The organism is Sphingosinicella microcystinivorans, assembly GCF_003634215.1.
Classification (GTDB): domain Bacteria; phylum Pseudomonadota; class Alphaproteobacteria; order Sphingomonadales; family Sphingomonadaceae; genus Sphingosinicella; species Sphingosinicella microcystinivorans.
In genome coordinates, this window is sequence record NZ_RBWX01000007.1 from 1,055,587 (window position 1) to 1,068,992 (window position 13,406).

General features: G+C 64.8%; 13 protein-coding genes. 9 read left to right on the forward strand and 4 right to left on the reverse strand.

The window, feature by feature from the left end; all coding sequences use genetic code 11:
• Window positions 1-14: 14 nt before the first annotated feature.
• Window positions 15-1,295 (reverse strand): Xaa-Pro dipeptidase, encoded by a 1,281-nt coding sequence (locus tag DFR51_RS05160; protein WP_121047922.1) that lies wholly within the window; start codon window positions 1,293-1,295, stop codon window positions 15-17.
• Between the two features lie 65 nt (window positions 1,296-1,360).
• Between DFR51_RS05160 and DFR51_RS05165 the strand changes: the two genes are divergently transcribed.
• From DFR51_RS05165 to DFR51_RS05175, 3 genes are read left to right on the forward strand one after another with little or no spacing between them, the layout of a single operon-like run.
• A complete protein-coding gene (locus DFR51_RS05165; RefSeq protein WP_121047923.1) occupies window positions 1,361-2,497 on the forward strand; it encodes an MFS transporter in 1,137 nt (378 codons plus the stop codon).
• Between the two features lie 59 nt (window positions 2,498-2,556).
• Window positions 2,557-3,744 (forward strand): aromatic ring-hydroxylating oxygenase subunit alpha, encoded by a 1,188-nt coding sequence (locus tag DFR51_RS05170; protein WP_121047924.1) that lies wholly within the window; start codon window positions 2,557-2,559, stop codon window positions 3,742-3,744.
• A gap of 37 nt (window positions 3,745-3,781) precedes the next feature.
• Window positions 3,782-5,392 carry a phytoene desaturase family protein gene (locus DFR51_RS05175; protein ID WP_121047925.1) on the forward strand — a complete coding sequence of 537 codons (1,611 nt, stop codon included), beginning with the start codon at window positions 3,782-3,784 and terminating at the stop codon, window positions 5,390-5,392.
• Here the strand turns inward: DFR51_RS05175 and mtgA are convergent.
• The gene (gene mtgA / locus DFR51_RS05180; protein ID WP_243445387.1) at window positions 5,389-6,057 is read right to left on the reverse strand and encodes a monofunctional biosynthetic peptidoglycan transglycosylase; all 669 of its coding nucleotides are present in this window, start codon (window positions 6,055-6,057) and stop codon (window positions 5,389-5,391) included. The two genes, DFR51_RS05175 and mtgA, sit on opposite strands and share 4 nt — an antisense overlap.
• A gap of 101 nt (window positions 6,058-6,158) precedes the next feature.
• Here mtgA and DFR51_RS05185 point away from each other — a divergent pair, with 101 nt between their 5' ends.
• Window positions 6,159-7,130, forward strand: coding sequence for a L,D-transpeptidase (locus DFR51_RS05185; protein ID WP_121047927.1), 972 nt, complete (start codon window positions 6,159-6,161; stop codon window positions 7,128-7,130).
• Window positions 7,131-7,133: 3 nt separating this feature from the next.
• Here the strand turns inward: DFR51_RS05185 and rpoH are convergent, their stop codons facing one another.
• Together rpoH and DFR51_RS05195 are read right to left on the reverse strand one after the other, a co-directional pair.
• On the reverse strand, window positions 7,134-8,042 hold the full coding sequence (gene rpoH, locus DFR51_RS05190) for an RNA polymerase sigma factor RpoH (RefSeq protein ID WP_121047928.1): 909 nt from the start codon (window positions 8,040-8,042) through the stop codon (window positions 7,134-7,136).
• Between the two features lie 48 nt (window positions 8,043-8,090).
• Window positions 8,091-9,041 carry an RluA family pseudouridine synthase gene (locus tag DFR51_RS05195; protein WP_121047929.1) on the reverse strand — a complete coding sequence of 317 codons (951 nt, stop codon included), beginning with the start codon at window positions 9,039-9,041 and terminating at the stop codon, window positions 8,091-8,093.
• Between the two features lie 17 nt (window positions 9,042-9,058).
• On the opposite strand from DFR51_RS05195, the gene DFR51_RS05200 reads away from it, so the two are divergent.
• The 5 genes from DFR51_RS05200 (at window position 9,059) to DFR51_RS05220 (ending at window position 13,354) form a co-directional block, all read left to right on the forward strand.
• Window positions 9,059-9,463 carry a M67 family metallopeptidase gene (locus DFR51_RS05200; protein WP_121047930.1) on the forward strand — a complete coding sequence of 135 codons (405 nt, stop codon included), beginning with the start codon at window positions 9,059-9,061 and terminating at the stop codon, window positions 9,461-9,463.
• A 10-nt stretch (window positions 9,464-9,473) separates the two neighbouring features.
• Window positions 9,474-9,710: a cold-shock protein gene (locus DFR51_RS05205; RefSeq protein ID WP_121047931.1), complete on the forward strand. Its 237-nt coding sequence runs from the start codon at window positions 9,474-9,476 to the stop codon at window positions 9,708-9,710.
• A gap of 66 nt (window positions 9,711-9,776) precedes the next feature.
• Window positions 9,777-10,412 carry a histidine phosphotransferase family protein gene (locus tag DFR51_RS05210; protein ID WP_121047932.1) on the forward strand — a complete coding sequence of 212 codons (636 nt, stop codon included), beginning with the start codon at window positions 9,777-9,779 and terminating at the stop codon, window positions 10,410-10,412.
• Window positions 10,413-10,469: 57 nt separating this feature from the next.
• The gene (locus DFR51_RS05215) at window positions 10,470-12,920 is read left to right on the forward strand and encodes a hybrid sensor histidine kinase/response regulator (RefSeq protein ID WP_121047933.1); all 2,451 of its coding nucleotides are present in this window, start codon (window positions 10,470-10,472) and stop codon (window positions 12,918-12,920) included.
• Window positions 12,917-13,354 carry a chemotaxis protein CheW gene (locus tag DFR51_RS05220; protein WP_121047934.1) on the forward strand — a complete coding sequence of 146 codons (438 nt, stop codon included), beginning with the start codon at window positions 12,917-12,919 and terminating at the stop codon, window positions 13,352-13,354. Before DFR51_RS05215 ends, DFR51_RS05220 begins: the two co-directional genes overlap by 4 nt.
• Window positions 13,355-13,406 lie beyond the last annotated feature (52 nt).

Consider the following 13,406-nt stretch of genomic DNA (forward strand, 5'->3'; position numbering starts at 1 on the left):
GAAGGTTGCGCGCCTCAGCGGATCAGCTTGCCGCCCTTCATCACGTGGTCGATGCGTTCAAGCGCGCTGATATCTGCCAGAGGATCGGCGGCGACGGCGACCAGATCGGCATAGCGCCCCGGCGCGATGACGCCCACGTCCGCCGACTTGCCCATCAGCGCCGCCGCGCTCGTGGTCGCGGACTGGATGGCTTGCATCGGCGTCATGCCGTAGCGGACCATATATTTGAACTGGCGCGCATTCAGCCCGTGCGGGAAGACGCCCGCATCCGTGCCGAAGGCGATCTTCACGCCCGCCGCGACGGCCTTGCGGAAACCGACGCGCTGCGCGTCGGTCGTCTCGAAATTCTTGCGCATGATCTCTTCGGGCCAGTGCTCGGCCTTGCCCATCTCGTCGATGAAATCGCCGTTGTAGACGTCCATCACCAGCCACGCGCCTTTCTTCTTCGCAAGCTGGATGGCCTCGTCGTCGATCAGCGAAGCGTGCTCGATCGAGCGGACGCCGCCATTGAGCGCAATCTTGATGCCCTCGGCGCCGTGTGCGTGCGCGGTGGCATAGCTCTTGTAGCGGGCGGCTTCTTCAACGGCTGCGCGGACCTCTGCCTCGGTCATCTCCGGCGCGCCCGGTTCCGTGCCTGCCGCGAGTACGGCGCCCGTCGCGATCAGCTTCAGGGAGTCGGCGCCGCGCTGGAAGAGCATCCGTGATTTCGATTTCACCTCGTCCGGCCCCGCGGCGACGCCCATGCGCATGATCTCCGGGATCTGCACGTCGGGCGCCATACCTGTCACTTCGCCGCCGCCGCCGGGAACGGTGATATAAGCGCCCGCGACCACCATGCGCGGGCCTTCGATGTAACCCGCCTCGATCGCATTCCTCAGCGACACGTCGCCGAACGCGCGGAACGTGCCGACGTCACGCACGCTCGTGAAGCCGGCGTTCAGCGTGTCCCGCGCGTTCTTCGCGCCGACGAGGGCGATGTCCTCCGCCGAATGGAGGAGGGGCTCGGCGACATTGCTGGTCTGGCCCCAATCGGAGAGGTGCGTGTGCATGTCGATCAGACCGGGGAGGACGGTGAAGCCGGACCAGTCGAGCACCTTGCCGTCGGCGGGGGGCGCATAGGGCGTGACGGCCACAATGCGCCCGTCCTCGATGCGGATCAGCCGGTCGGTGAGGACCTTGCCGGTTTCGGTGTCGATCATCCGCCCGGCGCGCACATAGGAGGTTTCCGCGAAGGCCGAGGTGGCGATCACACCGGCTGCGATCAGTGCGCAGGACATACGCTGTAGAATCGTCATCCGTCCCTCCCTGTCCTCGTGTATCCTGCTGGACTACTATACACGCGTCAAATAGGAATTCGCCGATGATCATCGGGGGACTCATCGCAAGCATATCGCTCGCCCTCATCGCCATCGGCGTGATGACGACGCTCGTCCCCTTGTACGCAACCGGCCTCGGCTTCACCCCCCACCATATCGGCTGGATCGCCGGCATCTATTACGTCGGCTTCCTCATCGGCCCCTGGCTCGCCCCGCCGCTGGTGCAGCGACTGGGCAGCGGACGCGCGTTCGCCGTCGCCGCGCTCCTCGCGCTCGGCGGCATCATCGTGCTGCCGCTGTTCCCTGAACCCGCGGCATGGGCCGCGCTCCGCTTCGTCTCGGGCACGGGCTTCGCGCTGCTCTACATCCTCGCCGAAGCCGGCTTGAACGCCGAGGTCGACAACGCCGGGCGGGGGCGGCTGCTCTCGCTCTACATGATCGCGAGCAAGGCGGCGCTCATCACCGGCCAGTTCGTCGTCGGACTGCTCGGCGTGAGCGGCTGGGCGCCGTTCGTCGTGGCTTCGGCGGTGGTGGCGCTGGCCGCGATCATGCGGTTGAACATTCCAGTCGGCATTGCGCTCCCCGCCGCCGGCAGACTACGGCCGCTGCGCATGATCCGCGCTGCGCCCGTCGCGATGGCAGGCTGCGCCCTCTACGGGCTGGGGGAGGCCTCGCTCTACGCGCTGGGGCCGGTCTATGCGCGCGCGATCGGGATGAGCGTCGCCGAGGTCTCGACCTTCATGACGGCGGTGCTGCTCGGCGCGGCGTTCGCGCAATGGCCGCTCGGCTGGCTCTCCGACCGCATCGACCGGCGGCGTGCGATCCTGATCGGCGCGGTCGGTACGGTGATTGCGGGCTGCGCGCTTGGGCTTCCAGCGCGGCCGGGATTCGTCGTTGCGCTGGCCGGGGGCTTTGTAATCGGCGGCTGCCTGCTGCCACTCTATGGCCTTCTCGTCGCGCTCGGTAACGATAGCGTCAGCCGGGAGGAGCGCGTGGAAATCGGCAGCGGGCTCGTCTTCGCTTATGCCGTCGGCGCGATGGTGGGGCCTCCCGTGGCGGCAGCGTTGATGGAGACGTCAACCCGCGGTCTGCCGCTGTGGCTTGCGGGGCTCTACGCAGTGCAAACGCTTGTGCTTCTAACAGCGCTGCGCCGGCGGATGCCGCTCGCCCAGCCGCTCTGAAAGGACTTGTGAAGCAGGGCTTTCTGTTATACACTTGTCTAATATAAAGTGGAGGGTGGATGGCGACCAAGGCGACAGCGACGATCCAGGCGGATCCCGACGCGGGATGGAGCCTGCCGGCGTGGACCTATTCGGACCCGGAGTTCTTCGCGGCTGAGATGCGGCGTGTTATCCGACCGTCGTGGCAGGTGGTGTGCCACCAGAGCGACGTGCCGAATGTCGGCGACTACCACACGCTCGAATATCTCGGCGAAAGTATCATCGTGGTGCGCGGGCAGGACGGTGACGTCCGCGCTTTCACCAATGTCTGTCGTCACCGCGGGGCGCGGCTCGTCGACGGGCCTTCGGGCTGCGCGGTCGCCAAGAAGCTGACCTGCCCGTATCACGCCTGGTCGTTCGATCTTGAAGGCAAGCTCGTCGGCGTGCCGCTGAAACAGAGCTATCCGGGGCTCGACCAATCGAAGCACGGCCTCGTGCCCGTTGACCTCGACGTCTGGCGCGGGTTCATCTTCGTCCGTCTGGAAAACGATGGCGGGCCCTCCGTGGCCGAGATGATCGCGCCCTACGACCACGAGGTGGAGCCGTACCGCTTCGAAGATCTGCGCGCATTCGGTCGCGTCACGTTGCGGCCGCGCCACGTGAACTGGAAGAACGTGGGCGACAATTATTCGGACGGGCTGCACATCCCCGTCGCGCACCCGGGCCTCACGCGCCTGATGGGGAGCGGCTACGGCGTGGAGGCGCAGGAGAACGTCGACAAGATGTGGGGGCCGATCCGCGATCGGCTTTCCAACAACCCGTCCGAGCAGGCGTATCAGAAGTATTTGCCGCATGTGCCGTACCTGCCGGAGGAGCGGCAGAAACTGTGGACCTATTTCAAGCTGTGGCCGAACGTCGCCTTCGACATCTATCCCGATCAGGTCGATTTCATGCAGTGGCTGCCGGTGTCCCCGACCGAAACACTGATCCGCGAGATCAGCTATGCCGTGCCGGATGACCGCCGCGAAATGAAGGCTGCGCGCTATCTCAATTGGCGTATCAACCGGCAGGTGAATGCCGAGGACACCTGGCTGATCAGCCGCGTGCAGGATGGCATGGCATCGGAGAGCTTCAGGGTCGGGCCGCTCGCGGAGACGGAGGTCGCGCTCCGCAACTTCTGCCGCAAGATCCGCGCCCTGATCCCGGAAGCGCGCCAGCACCGTTCACCACCGCCGGGGTGGAGCCGGCGCCCGCACGCTGCGAACTGAAAACACAAAAGAAACAAAAAAATACAGGGGTGCTGTCATGACCAAACGCTATGACGCCGTGATTATCGGCGGCGGCCACAACGGCCTTGTTTGCGCCTTCTATCTCGCGCGGGCGGGCCTGAAGGTGCGTATGCTCGAACGCCGCGATGTGATCGGCGGTGCCGCCGTTACCGAGGAGTTCCACCCGGGCTTCCGCAATTCGGTGGCGAGCTACACGGTGAGCCTGCTTAATCCCAAGGTGATCGCCGACATGCGGCTTGCGGACCACGGTTACCGCGTGATCGAGCGGCCGGTTTCCAACTTCCTGCCGCAGGACGATGGCCGCTATCTGATGCTGGGCGGCGGGCTGGAGCGCACGCAGGCCGAGTTCTGCAAGTTTTCGAACCGCGACGCAGACGTGCTGCCGCAATATTACGACGCGCTGGAAACGGTGGCCGACGTGCTGCGCGACTTGTCGCTCAAGGCGCCGCCCAACGTCGGCGACGGCGTGAAGACGCTGGTCGATGCCGCGCGGCAGGGGCGCCGCCTTGCCGGATTGCCCATCGAGAAGCAGCGCGACGTGCTCGACCTGTTCGTGAAATCGGCGCGCACCTTCCTCGACAGCTGGTTCGAGAGCGAAGCGGTGAAGGCAGCGTTCGGCTTCGACGCGGTGGTCGGCAATTACGCGAGCCCCGACACGCCGGGTTCTGCCTATGTGCTGCTCCATCACGTGTTCGGCGAGGTGAACGGCAAGAAGGGCGCATGGGGCCACAGCATCGGCGGCATGGGCAAGATCACCGAGATCATGGCGAAGGTCTGCCGCGACCTCGGCGTCGAGATCAGCCTGGAAAGCCCGGTCGAAAAGGTGCTGGTGGACGGCGGCAAGGCTGTCGGCGTGCGCCTTGTCGGTGGCGAGGAGGTCGCGGCGGAGCGCGTGATCGCCAACGTCGGGCCAAAGCTCCTTTACGATCGCATGATCGACGCGGCGGACCTTCCGGCGGACTTCGCACGCCGCATCCGCGCCTTCAAGGCGGGATCGGGAACGTTCCGCATGAACGTGGCGCTATCGGAACTGCCGCGCTTTTCGAGTCTACCCGAGCCGGGTGAGCATCTGCAGAGCGGCATCATCATCGCGCCGACGCTGGATTACATGGACCGCGCTTTCCTCGATGCGAAGCAATACGGCATGTCGAAGCGGCCCATCGTGGAAATGCTCATCCCTTCGATCGTCGACGACAGTCTCGCCCCCCCGGGTCAACACGTGGCGAGCCTGTTCTGCCAGCAGTTCGCGCCCGAGCTTCCGGATGGAAGAAGCTGGGACGACGAGCGCGAAACCGCGGCGGACGTGATCATCGACACGGTCGAGGCGTATGCGCCGGGCTTCAAGGCCTCGGTGATCGCGCGGCAGATCCATTCGCCGCTCGATCTCGAACGCAAGTTCGGCCTTATCGGCGGGGACATCATGCACGGCCACATGTCGCTCGACCAACTCTGGTCCGCGCGGCCGATGCTCGGGCATGGCGCGTACAGGGGACCGCTAAAGGGCCTCTACATGTGCGGTGCGGGCACGCATCCAGGCGGCGGCGTAACCGGCGCGCCGGGACACAATGCGGCGCGCGAGATTCTGGCGGATGGGACGTTCCTCGGCAAGCTGCTCAGGCGCGCCTAAAGGCCCAGACAGGCGTCAAAACCCTCATTGTCCACGACCCGCGTCCACCGCTCGATGCGCTTCGCGTAGCGGGCCGTGTAGCCGCGCGGGTTGCGGGCGTCGCGCTTGATGGGCGAGGGGAGCACGGCGACGAGCCGCGCGGCCTCGCGACGTGTCAGCGACTTTGCGCTCTTGTCGAAATAGTGTTGCGCTGCCGCTTCGGCGCCATAAACGCCGATGCCGAATTCGGCAACGTTCAGATAGACTTCCATGATCCGCTTCTTGTCCCACATCAACTCGATGAGGACGGTGAAATAGGCCTCCAGTCCCTTGCGCAACCAGGAACGGCCCGGCCACAGGAAGGCGTTCTTCGCGACCTGCTGGCTGACCGTGGAGCCGCCGCGCAGCTTCCGCCCTTCGGCGTTCGCCTCCATCGCCTTGCTGATCGCCTCGGTATCAAAGCCGAAGTGCGAGCAGAACTTGCCGTCTTCGCCTGCGATGACGGCGCGCGGGAGATCGGGATCGATGTTCGAAAACGACGTCCAGTCGCGCCTCACGTCCTTACCGGCGATGAAGTCCTTCGCCATCGGCACGGTGAACGGCACGGGTACGAAGCGGTAGAGCAGCACCCACAGAAGGGTGAAGGCAATCAATATGAGCAGCGGCCGGACGATGAACCGGACCACCCACGATGATTTGCCCCGTCTTGCCCCTCTAGCCACGGATCGTCTCTAGCGTGCGGAGCATTTGTGCTGCAACGGTGCGCTGAGAGATTCGGGAGAATTTGATGCGTTATCCGTTGCTCACGGCACTTGCTCTCGTCCTTGCGGTGCCCGCGGCAGCGCAGGGCGCGAAGGAGTCGATGCCGATCTCGACGCCCGTGGAGGCGCTGAAGCCGGGCGAGTGGGTGTGGTACGATGCCGTGGCGCCGGAAGGCCCTTCCATGCTGATCGTCAACCTTTCGACGCAGCGGGCACAGCTCTACCGGAACGGCGTGCGGATCGGCGTCACCACGGTTTCCACCGGCAAGAAGGGCAAGGCGACGCCCACAGGCATCTTCACGATCCTTCAGAAGAAGAAGGAGCATTACTCCAACCTCTATAACAGTGCGCCCATGCCTTACATGCAGCGGCTGACCTGGGACGGGATAGCGCTCCATGCCGGAAACCTGCCGGGCTATCCGGCTTCGCACGGCTGCATCCGCATGCCGATGGCATTTGCCCAGAAGCTCTACGGCGCGACCAGCCTCGGCATGACTGTCATCATCGCCGACGACAAGACGGACACGACCTACATCCGCGATGCGGGCATGTTCCTGCCCATTGACCCGACGGCTTCGACCGATCTTGAGGACATGCGATACCGCTGGCAGCCTGAAAAATCGCCTGAAGGTCCCGTGACCATCCTCGTCAGCCGCGCAGACAGCCAGATCGTGGTGCTGCGGAACGGCAAGGAAATCGGCCGATCGAAGGTGCGCTTCCCCGAAGGCGCGATCGGTACGCACGCCATCACGCTCGCCGCCGTGGAAAACGGCATCGAACGCTGGCAATACATCGAACTTCCGGGATCAGGCGATGTGAGCGGCGCGCCGTTCGATCGTGCACAGTTCGCCAGCATCGGCATGCCGCGCCAGTTCCGCCTCGACGTGCGTTCGGTTTTGGTACCCGGCACGACGATTTACGGAACGGACGACCCCATCGTGAAGTCGAAGACAGGCAAAACGCTGACCGTAATCAAGGATTCCAGCCAGCCTGAATAGCGTTTACGCGTCTTCGAGCAGATGGCGGTCCGAAGCGAGCTTCCGGATTGCCTTTTGCAGCTTTTCGAAGGCGCGCACCTCGATCTGCCGCACGCGCTCGCGGCTGATGTCGTATTCCTGGCTGAGTTCTTCGAGCGTTTTCGGCTCCTCGGCGAGCCGGCGCTCGGTGAGGATGTGACGCTCGCGCTCGTTGAGCACGGCCATAGCCTCTGCGAGCAGCGCGGCGCGCAGGCTGCTTTCCTCGCGCTCGGCAACGATCTCGTCCTGAATCGGACCTTCGTCGGTCAGCCAGTCCTGCCACTGGCTATCGCCTTCGGTGTCGGCGCGAAGCGGCGCATTCAGGCTGGCATCGCCGCCCATCGACATGCGGCGATTCATCGAGATGACCTCGTCAGCCGTCACGTTGAGGTCGTGTGCGATTTTTTCGACCACTTCCGGCTTCAGGTCGCCTTCCTCGAGCGCGCCGATCTGGCTCTTCATGCGCCGGAGGTTGAAAAACAGCTTCTTCTGCGCCGCCGTGGTGCCGATCTTCACGAGGCTCCACGAGCGCAGGATGAACTCCTGAATGGAGGCCCTGATCCACCACATCGCATAGGTCGCGAGACGGAAGCCTTTGTCCGGCTCGAACTTCTTCACGCCCTGCATGAGGCCGATGTTGCCCTCTGCGATCAGCTCGCTGACCGGCAGACCGTAGCCGCGATAGCCCATGGCGATCTTGGAAACGAGACGGAGGTGGCTCGTCACCAGCCGGTGCGCTGCCTCGGTATCCTGATGCTCGCGCCAGCGCTTCGCCAGCATGAACTCTTCCTCAGGCGCAAGGATCGGAAACTTGCGGATTTCCGAGAGATAGCGGTTCAGCGACGCTTCGCCGCCGAGGGCGGGAATTGTGGCGGGGACTTTGGCTTCGGCCATGGTTGCGACTTTCGCTTGGATAAGGATTTTTTGGGTGGCGCGCGGAATTCAAACGGCAAGCGCCTCTATGAGTTCCTGAATATCAGACGGGACGGGGCTTTCGAAAGTGAGATTTTCTTGGGTGCGCGGATGCACAAATTGCAGCGACCGGGCATGGAGGGCCTGCCTGCCGAAACCGAGCGATTTAAGGAGATCGCGGTGACTTGCGCGTGTGCGCCCATAAAGTGGGTCCCCCAATAACGCATGTCCGCTTGACGCCATATGAACGCGAACCTGGTGCGTGCGGCCTGTTTCGAGCCTGCATTCGACGAGCGCGGCGTCCTTCAGCGGCTGGAGCGTGCGGTAGTGGGTGACCGCGTGCTTGCCCTTGCCGGGAGAAACGATGTCCATCTTTTTCCGGTGCACCGGGTGACGGCCGATGGCACCTTCTATTCGACCGGCGGGGGGCGAGGGTCGACCGGCGACGACGGCGAGATAGCGACGACCGATACTGTGCGTGGCGAACTGTTTGGCGAGCCCCTCGTGGGCGAGGTCTGTTTTGGCCACGACGAGCAGCCCGGAGGTGTCTTTGTCTATGCGGTGGACGATGCCGGGGCGCGCGACGCCGCCGATACCGGAGAGTCCGCCGGCGCAGTGGTGGAGGAGGGCGTTCACGAGCGTGCCGTCCGGGTTGCCGGCAGCCGGGTGGACGACGAGGCCCGCGGGCTTGTCGACGACGAGGAGGTCGGCGTCTTCGTAGACGATGCTGAGCGGGATCTGCTGGGCCTCCGCGGTGGCGGGGGCGGCTTCGGGAACCGAGACGCTCACCTCTTCGCCGCCGACGACCTTAAGCGAGGGCGTGGGGCGCTTGCCCGCGAGCGTGACCGCGCCTTCCAGCATCAGCGCCTTCAGCCGCTCGCGCGAAAGGCTGGGCAGGGCATCGGCGAGCGCGCGGTCGAGCCGCTGCCCGGCAGCCTCGGCCGGAAGAATGACGCTTATGTTCGACTTGCCCCCGCTCATTGGATAGCGATGTTGGCATGATGCTTCGAATTGCAAGGCGGACGCTTGCGGAAATTCGCGCCGACTGCACCGCGCGCGCACCCGAAGAAGCCTGCGGGCTGCTGCTGGGGGCAGGCGGCACGGTCGATAGCAGCCTTGCGGCCAGGAACGTGGCGGACGAACGCGTGCGGCATTTCGAGATCGATCCCGCCGCGCTTTTCAGTGCCCACCGCGGCGCGCGGAGCGGCGGCCCGGCGATCCTGGGGTGCTATCATTCGCATCCGTCAGCGCCCGCGGTTCCATCGCGTCTCGACGCCGAACGCGCGCTCGATGCGGGGTGGGTTTGGCTCATCCTTGGTCAGGACGGCGAAAAAGCCTACCGTGTCGTCGCAAACGGCCCCATACACGGGCGGTTCGAAGCGGTGGGCATTGAAATAATCTGAGGGGCAGGCGTTGGCGCGCGGGGAAGTCAAATGGTTCAATCGCAAGAAAGGCTTTGGTTTCATCCGGCCTGATGTCGGCACGCGCGATGTATTCGTACATGTTTCGGCTCTGCATCAATCGAACATCACCTCGCTTGAGGATGGCCAGCTTGTCGAATTCGAACTGACACAACTTGCGGACGGCCGCACATCGGCGATGGGCGTGCGAATTATCGAAGCCTCTTCGGACGAATCCGCCGCGCTTTGAGCGCTTGCGCGGGGGGCTGCGACCGATTAGGCGGGAAGAAAGACCCCGGAGGGAGCGGCAAAAAACATGAATTCGGCCGATTTTGCGAGCCTGTTGTGCTCCCGGCTTTGCCACGATCTCGTCGGGCCCGTGGGCGCGCTTTACAACGGCGTCGAACTGCTGGTCGACGAGCACGATCCCGAAATGCGTGCGCGCTGCATGGAGCTGCTTTCCGACAGCGCGCGGCAGACCGCGAACAAGCTGAAATTCTTCCGGCTCGCCTTTGGCGCCGCGGGCGGCTTCGGTGATCAGGTCGACACGCGCGAGGCGCAGGCGGCCCTGGAAGGGCTGTTCGGCGCGGAACGCCGCGTGGCGGTGCAGTGGATGATCGGCAACCCGGCGCTGCCCAAGGACGCGGTGAAGCTGCTGCTCAACCTCGCGATGATCGCCGGGGATGCGCTGCTGCGCGGCGGCGAGCTTCGGGTCGCGGCAGAGCAGACGGGCGAAGGCGTGGAGCTTGCGGTGCGCGCGGAAGGCCCGCGGATGCTGCTCGATCCCGAACTGCGCGCTGCGCTCAGCGGCGAAACCCCTGTCGCGCAGCTCACACCGCGGGCGGCTGCGGCCTATCTCGTCCATCTGCTGCTCACGGAAACCGGCAGCAGCCTCCAGATTTCCGAGCCTGACGAAGGCGTTCTCGTTTTCGGGACGCGTCTCGCCGTTTAGCGCGGCATTAACCACTTCCGGTCAAGGTGGCGCGGCGCGCATAGACCGGGATGGAACATGGACGAGTTGCTTGGCGATTTTCTGGCTGAAACCGCCGAAAATCTGCAAACCGTGGACAATGAGATCGTGCTGTTCGAGCGTGATCCCGGCAACCGCGACGTGCTCAACAACATCTTCAGGCTGGTGCACACCATCAAGGGTACGTGCGGCTTTCTGAATTTGCCGCGCCTAGAGCGGCTGGCCCATGCCGCTGAAACCGTGCTCGGCAAGGTCCGCGACGGGCAGGCGCAAGTGACCCCGGCCGTGGTGAGCGAGACGCTGTCCGCGATCGACGGCATCAAGGTGATTCTCGCGGCGCTCGAGGCGTCGGGCAAGGAACCGGCCGGAGACGACGAGGACCAGATCGCGCGCCTGAATGCCGCGATCGCAGCCCCCGAAGTGCCGAAAGTGGAGATCGTGCCCGAGACGGTGAATGCCGTGGAGGCGGGAGCGGGCCGGGGTATCCAGTCGATCCGCGTGTCGGTCGCGCTGCTCGAACAGCTTATGACGACGGTTTCGGAGCTGGTGCTGACGCGCAACGAACTGCTGCAGCACCTGCGGACGTTGAAGGACGACCGGCTTGCCGTGCCGCTGCAGCGGCTGTCGGCGCAGGTCGGCGAACTGCAGGAAAGCGTGATGCGCACGCGCATGCAGCCGATCAGCAATGCGTGGAGCGCACTGCCCCGGCTGGTGCGGAGCCTTTCGGTCGAACTCGACAAACCGATCGAACTCGAGATGCAGGGCGGCGAAACCGAACTCGACCGCCAACTGCTTGAACTCATCAAGGACCCGCTTGCGCACATGGTGCGGAACGCGGCCGACCACGGCATCGAGGCGGCCGAGGAGCGCAAGGCGGCAGGCAAGGCCGCGCGCGGCCGCATCGTGCTGAAGGCGGTGCAGGAAGGCGGACACATCGTCATCACGCTCGCCGACGACGGACGCGGCATCGATGTGGCGCGGCTGAAGGCGAAGGCCGTGGCGCTGCGCCTGGTGAATGAAGCCGACGCGGTGCATCTTTCGGCGCTGCAGGCGCAGCGGCTGGTGTTTCATCCGGGGCTTTCGACTGCCGAGCAGGTGACCTCCGTATCCGGGCGCGGCGTCGGGATGGATGTTGTGCGGGCGAACATCGAAAAGATCGGCGGGGCGATCGACATTGAATCGACGCCGGGCAAAGGCACTGAGTTCACCATCCGCATCCCGCTGACGCTCGCGATCCTGCCCGCGCTGATCGTGGCGTCGGGCGGCCAGCGCTTCGCGATGCCGCAAATGACGGTTGTCGAACTGCTCCGTGTGGGCGCGAACAACGAGCACGTCGTCGAATACGTGAACAACGCCGCGGTGATGCGCCTGCGCGGCCGTCTGCTGCCGCTGATCCACCTCAGCACGCTGCTCGGCATCGGCAATGGTCGGAGCGGGGGCGATTACGTGCTGATCGCGCGCGCCGGGAACATCAGCTTCGGGCTGATCGTCGACAATATCTTCGATACCGAGGAAGTCGTGGTGAAGCCGGTGGCGCCGATCCTGAAGACGCTGAACGTCTATTCTGGGAACGCGATTCTGGGCGATGGCGCCGTGATCATGATCCTCGATGCGAACGGAATTGCAGAGAGTCTTGGAATTGCTGGAGAAAGTGATGCGGCCGACACGCTGGAAGTGCCGGTGCGCGAGGCGACCCAGGAAACCGACGCGATGCTGCTGTTCCGCGCGGGCAGCGCGCATCCCAAGGCCGTCCCGCTGTCCCTCGTCGCGCGGCTCGAGGAATTCGAGGCCGCCGCTGTCGAATGGAGCGAGGGCCGCCCGGTCGTGCAATACCGCGATGCGCTGGTGCCTCTGCTTGCGGTTGACGACCCCCTGACGCCGCGCGTGGGGGCTCGCCAGCCTGCGCTCATCTTCGACGACAGGGGCGCCATTGTTGCGCTGATGGTCGACGAGGTTCTGGATATCGTCGACGCGCATATCGACATCTGCATGACAAGCGACCTTCCATCGCGCATCGGCACCGCGGTTATCGCGGGCCGGGCGACGGAAATCCTGGATGTCGCGCATTATCTTTCGCAGGCGGGCAGTGCTGCCGCCCCGGCGGACGACGAAGGTGCGCGCCGTGTGCTGATCGTCGACGACAGCGCCTTTTTCCGCAACATGCTGAAACCGCTGCTCGCATCCGCGGGATACCGGGCGATGACCGCGGCGAGCGCGGATGAGGCGCTGGCACTCCGCGAGTCCGGCGAATACTTCGATCTCATCCTTTCCGACATTGAAATGCCCGGCCTTTCGGGGGTCGACTTCGCCCGCGCCGTGCGCGGCGACGAGCGCTGGCGCGAGACGCCGCTGGTCGCGCTCTCCTCGCTCGCGGGCGACGAGCATGTCCGGCAGGGCGAGGCTGCCGGCTTCGACCAGTATGTCGCCAAGTTCGACCGTTCGCGGCTGCTCGATGCGGTCGCCCGCCAGCTCAAGGGAGAAGCTGCATGATCCCGGCAAAGCTCGTTACCGTCGTGCTCGGCGGGCAGCTGCTCGGCATCGATGTCGCACAGGTGCAGGACGTGATACGCCTCGGTGCGGTGAGCCCGGTGCCGCTGGCGCCGCGCTGGATCGCCGGTGTGATGAACCTGCGCGGCCGCATCGTTACGGCGATCGACCTTCGGGCGCGCTTCGGCCTTTCGCCCCGGCAGGACCGTGCCGGATCGATGTGCGTCGTCGTTGAGTTCCAGGGCGAGCCCTATGGCCTGATCGTGGACGACGTCGGCGATGTGATCGATGTCGATCCCGAACAGATCGAGCCCAATCCGCCGACGCTCGACCGCCGATGGCAGCAGGTTTCGGAGGGCATTTTGAAACTGGATGTTCTGATGGTTCTCGCCAGCGTGCGAGCCATCATGGATGCCGACCTTGCGGTCGCTGCTTAACGCGAATGCAAGACTTTCACGTCATGAAACAATTGGCCCAATCCTCTGTGCG

What these genes read in the sequence shown, in the direction of transcription:
- DFR51_RS05185 (WP_121047927.1), top strand. Translation starts at nt 6,159, where the DNA reads ATGCGTTATCCGTTGCTCACGGCACTTGCTCTCGTCCTTGCGGTGCCC.
- DFR51_RS05170 (WP_121047924.1), top strand. Translation starts at nt 2,557, where the DNA reads ATGGCGACCAAGGCGACAGCGACGATCCAGGCGGATCCCGACGCGGGA.
- DFR51_RS05195 (WP_121047929.1), bottom strand. Translation starts at nt 9,041, where the DNA reads ATGAGCGGGGGCAAGTCGAACATAAGCGTCATTCTTCCGGCCGAGGCT.
- DFR51_RS05215 (WP_121047933.1), top strand. Translation starts at nt 10,470, where the DNA reads ATGGACGAGTTGCTTGGCGATTTTCTGGCTGAAACCGCCGAAAATCTG.
- DFR51_RS05160 (WP_121047922.1), bottom strand. Translation starts at nt 1,295, where the DNA reads ATGACGATTCTACAGCGTATGTCCTGCGCACTGATCGCAGCCGGTGTG.
- DFR51_RS05220 (WP_121047934.1), top strand. Translation starts at nt 12,917, where the DNA reads ATGATCCCGGCAAAGCTCGTTACCGTCGTGCTCGGCGGGCAGCTGCTC.
- rpoH (WP_121047928.1), bottom strand. Translation starts at nt 8,042, where the DNA reads ATGGCCGAAGCCAAAGTCCCCGCCACAATTCCCGCCCTCGGCGGCGAA.
- DFR51_RS05165 (WP_121047923.1), top strand. Translation starts at nt 1,361, where the DNA reads ATGATCATCGGGGGACTCATCGCAAGCATATCGCTCGCCCTCATCGCC.
- DFR51_RS05200 (WP_121047930.1), top strand. Translation starts at nt 9,059, where the DNA reads ATGATGCTTCGAATTGCAAGGCGGACGCTTGCGGAAATTCGCGCCGAC.
- DFR51_RS05210 (WP_121047932.1), top strand. Translation starts at nt 9,777, where the DNA reads ATGAATTCGGCCGATTTTGCGAGCCTGTTGTGCTCCCGGCTTTGCCAC.
- DFR51_RS05175 (WP_121047925.1), top strand. Translation starts at nt 3,782, where the DNA reads ATGACCAAACGCTATGACGCCGTGATTATCGGCGGCGGCCACAACGGC.